The sequence below is a fragment of the Pigmentiphaga sp. genome (assembly GCF_019689535.1).
Taxonomy (GTDB): domain Bacteria; phylum Pseudomonadota; class Gammaproteobacteria; order Burkholderiales; family Burkholderiaceae_B; genus Pigmentiphaga.
In genome coordinates, this window is record NZ_JADGHH010000258.1 from 1 (window position 1) to 3,931 (window position 3,931).

At 65.3% G+C, this 3,931-nt stretch carries 2 protein-coding genes; one reads left to right on the forward strand and one right to left on the reverse strand.

The features are described 5' to 3' along the window. The first annotated feature begins 331 nt into the window (after positions 1-331). Positions 332-1,426: a cell division protein ZapE gene (zapE, locus tag IRZ12_RS16200; RefSeq protein ID WP_296470659.1), complete on the forward strand. Its 1,095-nt coding sequence runs from the start codon at positions 332-334 to the stop codon at positions 1,424-1,426. 48 nt (positions 1,427-1,474) lie between these two features. Here zapE and IRZ12_RS16205 read toward each other — a convergent pair whose 3' ends face one another. After that, positions 1,475-3,832: a Tex family protein gene (locus tag IRZ12_RS16205; RefSeq protein ID WP_296470662.1), complete on the reverse strand. Its 2,358-nt coding sequence runs from the start codon at positions 3,830-3,832 to the stop codon at positions 1,475-1,477. Positions 3,833-3,931: the final 99 nt, after the last annotated feature.

Here is a 3,931-nt window from a genome sequence, read left to right on the forward strand (position 1 = left end):
ATACGTCATGTAGCTACGTCTCGTGGGCTGGGAGTTGTGTTTTAGTTACAGTTTCCAGAGTGTGCGTGCCGTGGCCATGGCCGTCCCCTTCGCGTCTCGCGGAATGTCATGTTCCAGCATATCCGACTCCAAGCCGGGAGCGGTGACATCCTGCGACGAACTGGTAGCAGACTGTTATCGGCGGCCTTGCGCCCGCTGGGAAGGGCTGCGAATTGTCACCGTTCGGCCCGCGGGCCGACGTCCGGTTGCCGCCTGAGGGCGGAAGGCAGGGGCGCTCAGGCGGCCGGGCCGGCGCTAGACGTATACTTTCGACTTTTGCCGACCGTAGGTAATGAACGTTCGCGAATACTACGAGCACGCCATCGCCGAGCGCGGGTTCAAGCCCGACGCCGCGCAACGTGCCGCCATAGACCGCCTGCAGCGCTACTACGACGACTGGGTGGAGTTCAAATCGCTGCGGTCGAACGTGCTCAAGCGCCTGCTCAACCGGCCCGGCGTGCCTCGCGGCGTCTATATGTGGGGCGGGGTAGGCCGCGGCAAGAGCTTCCTGATGGATGCCTTCTACGCGACGGTCCCGGTCGTGCGCAAGACACGCCTGCACTTCCACGAATTCATGCGTGGCGTGCACCGCGAGCTCGACGAGGTCAAGGGCATGCCCGACCCGCTGGACGAGGTCGCGCGGCGCATTTCCCGCCGCTACCGGCTCATCTGCTTCGACGAGTTCCACGTCTCGGACGTGGCCGACGCGATGATCTTGTACCGGCTGCTGCTCGCGCTGTTCAACAATGGCACGTCTTTCGTCATGACGTCCAACTACGAGCCGTCCACGCTGTACCCGGAAGGCCTGCACCGCGACCGCATCCTGCCAGCCATCGAGCTGATCAAGGAAAAAATGGACGTGCTCAACGTCGACTCCGGCATCGACTATCGCCGCCGCGCCTTGGAGCAAGTCCAGATCTACCACAGTCCGCTCGGGCCCCAAGCGGATGCGGCGCTCGAAAAGGCCTTCGATGCCCTGGCCGATACGCCGCCCATTGAACCGCCTGTGCTGTCTATCGAAAACCGGCAGATCAGGGCGCGCAAGCTGAGCGGCACCGTGGTCTGGTTCGATTTCGCCACGCTATGTGGCGGACCGCGGTCGCAGAACGATTATCTGGAGCTGGCCAGCCGCTTCCACGCCGTGATTCTCTCGGACGTGCCGGCGATGGGACCGCGCCAAGCCTCGGAAGCGAGGCGCTTTACCTGGCTGGTGGACGTCTTTTACGACCACAAGATCAAATTGATCATGTCGGCCGCCTGCGAACCCGAGGAGCTTTACACGCAGGGCGCGCTGGCGAACGAATTCCACCGCACGGTATCGCGGATACTCGAGATGCAGTCGAAGGAGTACTTGGATGCGGAACGGCGAGAAACCGTGAGCTTGTAGGGAATTCCGGCGCCCCGCCGGGGGGCGGGGCAGGTGCCGGATTACAGATTACAGCTTGAGCTTGGCGAAAGCTGCCGCCATCGCGCTTTCCGCCGGTGCGGGCGCACGGCTGCGCTCCCGGCCGCGGTTGCCAGAAGGGCGCGCGTCGCCCTCGCCGCCGCTGCGCCGCGCCGGCAGGGCATCGTCGTTCAAGCGCATGGTCAGCGCGATGCGCTGGCGCTGCAAATCCACCTCCAAGACCTTGACCTTGACGGTTTGTCCGACCCGCACCACGTCGCGAGGATCTTTGACGAATTTCTCCGATAGGGCGGAGATGTGGACCAACCCGTCCTGGTGCACGCCGATGTCCACAAAGGCGCCGAAATTGGCGACGTTGGTCACCACGCCCTCCAGGATCATGCCAGGACGCAAGTCATTCAGGGTTTCCACGCCGTCCTGGAAGGTTGCCGTCTTGAACTCGGGGCGTGGATCCCGGCCCGGTTTCTCCAGCTCGGCCAGGATGTCCCGGACCGTGGGCAAGCCGAAGCGCTCGTCGGTGAACTCGGCGGGCGACAGGCCCTTGAGTGCCTCGCGGTTGCCGATGACCTTGCGGATGTCGGTCTGGAGCTTGGCCAGGATGCGCTCGACGACCGGATAGGCCTCTGGGTGAACCGCCGAGCAGTCGAGGGGATTGTCGCCGTTCGCAACGCGCAAGAAACCTGCCGCCTGTTCGAAGGCTTTTTCGCCGAAGCGCGGCACGTCCTTGAGCTGCTCGCGCGAACGAAAGGCGCCGTTCTGGTCGCGCCAGGACACGATGTTCTTGGCCAGGGCGGCGTTCAGTCCGGAGACCCGGGTGAGCAGGGGCACGGACGCGGTGTTCACGTCCACGCCCACGGCGTTCACGCAATCCTCGACCACGCTGTCCAGCGTACGGGCAAGCTCGCGCTGGTTGACGTCGTGCTGGTACTGGCCCACGCCAATGGACTTGGGATCGATCTTGACCAGCTCGGCCAGCGGATCCTGCAGCCGGCGGGCGATGGAGACGGCGCCGCGCAGGCTGACGTCGAGGTCGGGGAACTCCGCTGCGGCCAGCTCGGATGCCGAGTAGACCGAGGCACCCGCCTCGGATACCACGACGCGGGTCAGGTTGAGTTCCGGGTAGCGCTTGATCAAGTCGGCGGCGAGTTTCTCCGTTTCCCGGGACGCCGTGCCGTTGCCGATCGCGATGAGCTCGATCTGGTGACGGCGCGCAATGCGGGCCAGCGCTTCAATGGAGCCGTCCCAATCCCGCCGGGGTTCGTGCGGATAGATTGTGGCCGTCTCGAGCAGCTTGCCCGTCTTGTCGATGGCCGCGACTTTGACGCCCGTGCGGATGCCCGGGTCCAGGCCGATCACGGCCCGCGGGCCGGCGGGCGCGGCCAGCAGCAAGTCTTTCAGGTTGAGGGCGAAGACACGTATGGCCTCGGTCTCCGCCTCCTCGCGCAGGCGCGTAAAGCACTCGGTCTCGAACGAGGGCAGCAGCTTGACGCGCCAAGTCCAGCGACACACCTCGCCCAGCCATTTGCGGCGGGCGTCCACGTCCGGGGCGAACACGCCTTCCAGGCCGACCAGCTTGGCCACGCGCGCCACGCAAGGGTGGGGCACTTGCTCTTCCAGCTCGGGCTCCAGCCCCAGGCGCAGCTCGAGGACGCCTTGCTGGCGCCCCCGGAACATGGCCAGGACGCGGTGCGAGGGGAGCGTGCGCAGTGGTTCGCGGAAATCGAACCAGTCGCGGAAATTGGCGCCTTCGGTTTCCTTGCCTTCGGCCACCTTGGAATACACGAGGCCGGTGTTCCACAGGTAGTTGCGCAGGTTGTCCAGGACTTCCGCGTTTTCGGCGAAGCGTTCCGTCAGGATGTCGCGCGCGCCGTCCAGCGCCGCCTTGACGTCGGCCACGCCGGCCTCCGGGTTGACGTAAGCGGCCGCTGCGGTTTGCGGATCGATGCCCGGATCGGCGAGAATAGCGTCAGCCAGCGGCTCCAGGCCGGCTTCGCGGGCGATTTGCGCGCGGGTACGGCGCTTCGGTTTATAGGGCGCGTACAGGTCTTCCAGCCGTTGCTTGGTATCGGCGGCGAGCAGCGCTTCCTTGAGCTCGGGCGTCAGCTTGCCCTGCTGCTCGATCGACGCCAGGATGGCTGCGCGCCGGCTTTCCATGTCGCGCAGGTACTCTAGCCTCGTTTCCAGGTTGCGCAGCACACTGTCGTCCAGGCCCCCGGTCGCTTCCTTCCGGTAACGGGCGATGAACGGCACCGTCGCGCCGTCATCCAGCAGTTCCACCGCAGCCATGACCTGGGTGGCGCGAACGCCGAGCTCCTCGGCGAGCTGGGCGATAATGCGGGATTGGGCCTGGGCGTCGAGCGCCTCGCCCCGGTCGGTGACCATAGCCATCGAGTCCGTCCTACCTTGGAAAATGAAGCCGCGGATTTTGCCACAGTCTGAGAATATGCCCCCAATTTCCTGCCGACAGGGCGTTACGCGATGTGTCTC

Bases quoted from the DNA above. Each gene is read 5' to 3' on its own strand.
- IRZ12_RS16205 (WP_296470662.1), bottom strand. From the start codon at position 3,832: ATGGCTATGGTCACCGACCGGGGCGAGGCGCTCGACGCCCAGGCCCAA.
- zapE (WP_296470659.1), top strand. From the start codon at position 332: ATGAACGTTCGCGAATACTACGAGCACGCCATCGCCGAGCGCGGGTTC.